This is a genomic window from Dankookia sp. GCM10030260 (assembly GCF_042666655.1).
Lineage (GTDB): Bacteria > Pseudomonadota > Alphaproteobacteria > Acetobacterales > Acetobacteraceae > Paracraurococcus.
In genome coordinates, this window is record NZ_JBHTDE010000052.1 from 1 (window position 1) to 5,485 (window position 5,485).

Below are 5,485 nucleotides of genomic sequence, written 5' to 3' on the forward strand. Positions count from 1 at the left end.
ACCTCTGGGCGCGCCTCAAGGAATGGCGCGCCGTGGCCACCCGCTACGAGAAAACCGCCCGATCATTCCTCGGCGTCCTATCCCTCGCTGCCACCTTCGATTGGCTCAGGAGCTAACAGGCCCTAGCCCGATCATATGCGCCCTCGCCGGTGTTCGCCCATTGCTCACGTTGCCTCAACTTTCTGTGTGATTTGTGCGCGGAGCAGTGATGAGCCGTTCGCATCTACATGAACGAGGACGGAAATCGGCCGACAACCGTGGTAATTGGCGCCTCCGCAGGTGGGGTCGAGGCGCTGCAAACGCTTGTCGCTCAACTGCCCCATGATTTCGGTGCCGCCCTGCTCGTCGTGCTACACATTGGTACTCGGCGCAGCGCGCTACCCGAAATTCTCACCCGGGCTGGACGGCTGCCTGCCGCTTGGGCTGTCGAGGGCGAGCCGATCCGACCAGGACGGATCTATGTCGCGCCCCCTGACCGCCACCTGCTGGTCGCGCCGGACGGCGTGTTCCTGCTGCTATCCCGTGGCCCCGCCGAGAACCGCACCCGTCCCGCTGCTGATCCGCTGTTTCGCTCCGCCGCACGCGCTTTTGGCCCGCGGGTGGTGGGCGTGGTGCTCTCAGGCGCGCTCGCCGACGGCACCGCCGGCTTGGCTGAGATCGCCCGCCAAGGCGGTATCACGGCCATACAGGAGCCGAACGAAGCGGAGTGCCCGGACATGCCGCGCAACGCTCTGCGGCACGTTTCGGTGCGCCACCGCCTGCCGGTGACCGGTATCGCGGATTTGCTGGTACGTCTGTGCGGCACGGCGCGCGCAGAGGCGCCGGTAGAGTTCAGGAGCACGAGTACGGCTCCCGCGCCGCAACGGCAGGAAGATACAACGATGGAAGGTGAACATACACTCAAGCGGCCTACCACCCTGACCTGCCCAACCTGCGGCGGGGCTGTCGGGCAGTCCTCGGTGGATAGCCTGCCCTACTTCGAGTGTCACACCGGCCACCGCTTTGCCGCTCCCGACATGGGCGAGGCGCAGTTTGTGCAAATGGATCAAGCGCTGGAAGTGGCGCTGCGGGTGCTCAACGAGCGGACCGAGTTGTGCCGGCGCCTTGCCGAGGCGGCGCGTGGCCGCGGACAGGTTCTGTCTGCCGGCCGCTGGGACGCGGCTGTCAGCGAGGCGGAGCAGCGGACGAGGGTGATGCGGAGATTCCTCGAGCAAGGGTGGGAGCGGCCAGTCGATGACGATGACGAGGGTGGCTTGGCCGGCACACCAAGTGTGGGCTAACCCGTTGCGGGTGGAGGCTGCGACCGGCTGTTCTGACCGGCATGGTCCCATGCACACCGCCAGATCTGCTATGCGGGAACGAAGCACAACGTGGACGGACGATGACCGACACTGACGGCGCAGAACCCGAGTTCGAGGCCCTGATCCGCTTCGTTCAGGAGCATCGTGGGATAGACTTCCGCGGCTACAAGCGGGCCAGTCTGCACCGGCGCACCGCCAAGCGCATGAAGGCGGTGGGCGCTGAGAGCTTTGCCGCCTATCACGCTCTGCTGGAAGCGAACCCTCCAGAGTTCGCCGCCCTGATCGATACGGTTCTGATCAACGTCTCCGCCTTCTTCCGCGACCCGGAAGCCTGGGAGGTTTTGCGGCAGGAGGTGGTGCCGCGCATCGTCGCGCAGCATCAGGCGGACGGCAAAGGCATCCGCATTTGGAGTGCCGGCTGCGCCACTGGCCAGGAGCCCTACAGCCTGGCCATGCTCTTTGCCGAGGCAATGGGCGGTGCCGAAGCACTCTGCCGCGCCGTAAAGATATACGCCACGGATCTGGATGAGGCGGCGCTGCAGATCGCGCGTCAGGCCACTTACACCGACGCCGAGGTGGAAAGCGTGGCACCTGAACTGCTGGAGCGCTACTTCGAGAGGAACAATGACCGCTACACGCTGCAGCGGGACCTGCGGCGCTGCGTGATATTTGGCCGTCACAACATTATCCATGACGCGCCAATCAGTCATGTTGATCTGACCCTCTGCCGCAATCTGATGATTTACCTGGAAGCCGCCACGCAGGAGACAGTGCTGCCGCGGCTGCACTACGCTCTTCGCGACGGCGGTTATCTCTGCCTTGGTAAGGCCGAAACCCAGCTTGCCCGCTCCAGGCTGTTCGAGGCGGTGAACCTGAAGCAACGCGTTTTCCGCAAGGTTGCGAACAGCCGGCACCGCACCCCCGGCGGTAGTCTGGCCTTCACCCGCGGTTCCGACGCCGAGCAGGCGTTGTTGCCCCAAGTCAGACTGCAGGAGGCCATCGTTGATGGCACTGCCACGGCCTATCTTGCAGTGGGCTTGGAGGGCGCATTGATCTTCGCCAACCCTGCGGCCAAACGGCTCTTGGCCCTGGGCGAGGCCGATCTTGGCCAGCTGTTTCAGGACCTCTCGGTTTCCTACCGGCCGGTGGAACTGCGCGGCCGCATCGAGGAGGCGCAGCGCCTGGGCCGCGCCGTGCGGCTGGAACATCAGGAGTTCCTCCGGTCCGCGGCTGACCCGGTCCGGCTCACCATTGAGGTGACGCCACTCTTCGGCCCCGACGGGCAGCCGTTCGCGACCCTGCTTACCTTCACCGATACTACCCGTGTCCACCAGCTCGGCCAGGAGCTGCAGGCCGTGCAGGAGGGCCTCGAGACCCACGTTGAGGAACTGCAATCCTCGAATGAGGAGCTGGAGACCACCAACGAGGAGCTGCAATCCACCCGCGAGGAGCTGGAGACCACGAACGAGGAGCTGCAGAGCACCAACGAGGAGCTGGAGACTTCCAATGAAGAACTCCGCTCCACCAATGACGAGCTGGAAGCAGCCAACGATGAGCTGCGACGCCAGTCGGAGATGGCCATCGAGTTCCGCCACCACGCCGAGGCAGTCCTGCGCAGCATGGATGTGGGCGTCGTGGTGCTGGACCGGGACCTTAGGGTCATCTCCTGGAATCGCTGGTGCGAGAACGCCTGGGGCTTGAGAACCGAGGAGGCGGTCGGGGAAGAATTTCTTGCCCTCGATATTGGTTTGCCGGTGCAGCGGCTGCGCACCGATCTGCACCGCGTTCTCGCTGCCGAGACACCACAGACGGCGCCGGAGCTGGAGGCGGTGGATCGTCGTGGGCGGCAGGTCCGGATTCGTGCCCGCATTCTGCCGCTGCTGCGCGAAGCCCGGGCTCCGAAGGGATTGGTACTGGTCATGGAGAACGTGACCAAGGCGGCAGGCAGCGAGGATCACATCCGCCATCTCGGTCGCGTTATCGGGCAGTCGCTGAATGAGGTTTACTTCCTCAATCCAGAAACACTGTGTTTCACCCTGGTCAACCGCGGCGCCGAGGAGAAGCTCGGCTACCCGCTTTCGGAGCTCCAGCGAACCCCGATCACCGACCTCATGCCAGGCGTGCGGTCCGAGGCGATGCGCGCTTTGGTGGCGCCACTGCTGACAGGCGAGCGTCAGGAAGTGGTGTTCGAGACCGTCTTACGTGCCGCTAGCGGACGTGAGTATTCGGCGGAGATCTGCCTGCAGCACTTCGTCGACGAGCAGCCGCCGATCCTGCTGGCCATCGTGCACGACACCTCCGAGCGCCGGCACCTGTCTGCCGTCGGCTGAGGAGTTGCGGCCCAGCCCTCCCGGCATGAAAGCCGTTATGCGTCAGGCCCCGGGGCAGCACGCAGCTTTTCGATCGCACCGCTGATCAGGGCGGCGGCTTGCTCTGCTTCTTCGGCTGCGTGGTGCCAGCGTGCAGCAACATGCTGCAGGCCACGTTCGCGGGCATTCGCCTCCATGCGCCGAAACAGCACCATCCGGTCCCGGTGGGTGCGCACCGCGACGGCCAACGCGTGCTCGAGTGCATCGGCCTGAGCTGCGGCCAGTGACTCCGGACCATAGGCATGACCGATTTGGCAGCGAAAGCGGGGGACCTTGCCGTCCCGAATCTCGTTCAGCACTCCCCCGCAATCGGGACAGCCGAACGGCGATGGTGCGCCTATGGTCCCAATCTCCTCAACCATGGCCGCCAGCTCCTGCTCGGCAATCCGCGCCTCAGCGCGCATTTCAGGGGGGACTGTAACAGCGTGACCGACCGGGCGGCGTGCTAGCTGGCCGAGCAGAGCCGCCATCTTCACCAGGGCGACGCTATGATCCGGGCTGTCTCCTTGCAGGGCATTGCGTGGCATGTCCGGCCAGAGTGCATCGCTTGGGTCCTGCACCACGCTGATCCCGCCGCATCGTTTGATCGCGACCAGCCCGGCGGTGCCGTCATCCAGTGTGCCGCTCAGCACCACGCCCACCACACGGGGACCACAGGCCACCGCCGCCGAGCGGAACAGTGCGTCCGCTGCCGGGCGGGTCCGGTTCTCGTACGGCCCTCGCCGGACCAGGAGGTCCTGCCCGTTCGCCGCCACCAGCAAATGGAGATCAGGTGGTGCGATGTAGATCCGGCCCTGGCGAAATGGCTCCCCATCCACTGCGTGAGCCGCAGGCATTGGTCCGCAGCGTGCAAGTAGGTCAGGCAGAAGACTCCGGGCAGAAGGCGCCACATGCTGCACAATCAGCACCGCCGCGGGCAGATTGTTGGACAGCCCGGCACATAGTCGTTGAAGCGCCTCCACGCCTCCGGCCGAAGCTCCTATGACGATGACGTCGTGTCCTGGCTCAACCATACCTGCCTCGTGGCCCTGGATGGGCTTAGCCCAGGCGGCATCATGTGCCATCTCGGCTGATGCCGGTAAGACAAAAATACCCTGGCCACTCTTTGCCGGTCGACAGAGGTGGGGCCTGTCGTCTACCCGGAACCTTTCCTTTGGCCATGCCAAAGGCGGGCCCAAGCTCCCGCCGGCTGGGCACCAAGGGGACGAGACTCGAGACCGAGCGAGGAAGTCGGGCCATGTCGGACAGGGCGAATGACGACAAGGGGCAGACCGCATCGGAGGACGCCGAGGCATGGCGATGCCGAGGTGAGGGCCAGCGACGCCGGAGCGAGGACCAGCGCGACACGGCCGAGGCACGCCGAGAGGCAACGGCGGCGGGGCAGGCCAGCGCCGAAGCTGAGCGGACCGCCAACGAGGATCAGCGCCGGATTGATGAGGAACTGCGTGTCACGGCCGAGGAGGTCCGTGCCGCCGCTGAGATAGCAAGGAAAGCGGCGTCCGAGGCCATCGCCGCGCGCGAGGAGACGCGCAAACTGGCTGAGGAGGTGCGCCAGCTCACTGAGCAGTTGCGGGCCAGAGACGCAGAAGAGCGCGCCGCGGCCGACGAGCAGCGACAGATCAGCGAGCAGATGCGGAGAACAGCGACGCCGGACAGCTTTCCGGCCCGAGGCTTGGATGACTGACAGCGGGGTTGTGTTGCAAAGTTTTCAGCGGGCCGTGAATGGCTCCAGCAGGAGATAAATCAGGCAGCGAAGTCGAACAGCTTGGCGACGAAGGTCGCCTGAGCCCGCATGTCGCGTCCGCCAATCCTCCG

At 65.3% G+C, this 5,485-nt stretch carries 5 protein-coding genes; 4 read left to right on the top strand and 1 reads right to left on the bottom strand.

All coding sequences use genetic code 11. The features are described from left to right. The 3 genes from ACFQS7_RS30495 to ACFQS7_RS30505 all read left to right on the top strand — a co-directional run. The coding region (locus ACFQS7_RS30495) for a transposase (RefSeq protein ID WP_380070905.1) at positions 1–116 on the top strand (116 nt) is incomplete at its 5' end. Between the two features lie 111 nt (positions 117–227). Further along, positions 228–1,280: a chemotaxis protein CheB gene (locus ACFQS7_RS30500; RefSeq protein WP_380070911.1), complete on the top strand. Its 1,053-nt coding sequence runs from the start codon at positions 228–230 to the stop codon at positions 1,278–1,280. A 101-nt stretch (positions 1,281–1,381) separates the two neighbouring features. Further along, the gene (locus ACFQS7_RS30505) at positions 1,382–3,631 is read left to right on the top strand and encodes a CheR family methyltransferase (RefSeq protein WP_380070912.1); all 2,250 of its coding nucleotides are present in this window, start codon (positions 1,382–1,384) and stop codon (positions 3,629–3,631) included. A 35-nt stretch (positions 3,632–3,666) separates the two neighbouring features. On the opposite strand, the gene ACFQS7_RS30510 is transcribed toward ACFQS7_RS30505, so the two are convergent. After that, positions 3,667–4,734 carry a chemotaxis protein CheB gene (locus ACFQS7_RS30510; RefSeq protein WP_380070913.1) on the bottom strand — a complete coding sequence of 356 codons (1,068 nt, stop codon included), beginning with the start codon at positions 4,732–4,734 and terminating at the stop codon, positions 3,667–3,669. A 173-nt stretch (positions 4,735–4,907) separates the two neighbouring features. Between ACFQS7_RS30510 and ACFQS7_RS30515 the strand changes: the two genes are divergently transcribed. After that, positions 4,908–5,354 (top strand): hypothetical protein, encoded by a 447-nt coding sequence (locus ACFQS7_RS30515; RefSeq protein WP_380070914.1) that lies wholly within the window; start codon positions 4,908–4,910, stop codon positions 5,352–5,354. Positions 5,355–5,485 lie beyond the last annotated feature (131 nt).

Bases quoted from the DNA above. Each gene is read 5' to 3' on its own strand.
- ACFQS7_RS30500 (WP_380070911.1), top strand. From the start codon at position 228: ATGAACGAGGACGGAAATCGGCCGACAACCGTGGTAATTGGCGCCTCC.
- ACFQS7_RS30505 (WP_380070912.1), top strand. From the start codon at position 1,382: ATGACCGACACTGACGGCGCAGAACCCGAGTTCGAGGCCCTGATCCGC.
- ACFQS7_RS30510 (WP_380070913.1), bottom strand. From the start codon at position 4,734: ATGGCACATGATGCCGCCTGGGCTAAGCCCATCCAGGGCCACGAGGCA.
- ACFQS7_RS30515 (WP_380070914.1), top strand. From the start codon at position 4,908: ATGTCGGACAGGGCGAATGACGACAAGGGGCAGACCGCATCGGAGGAC.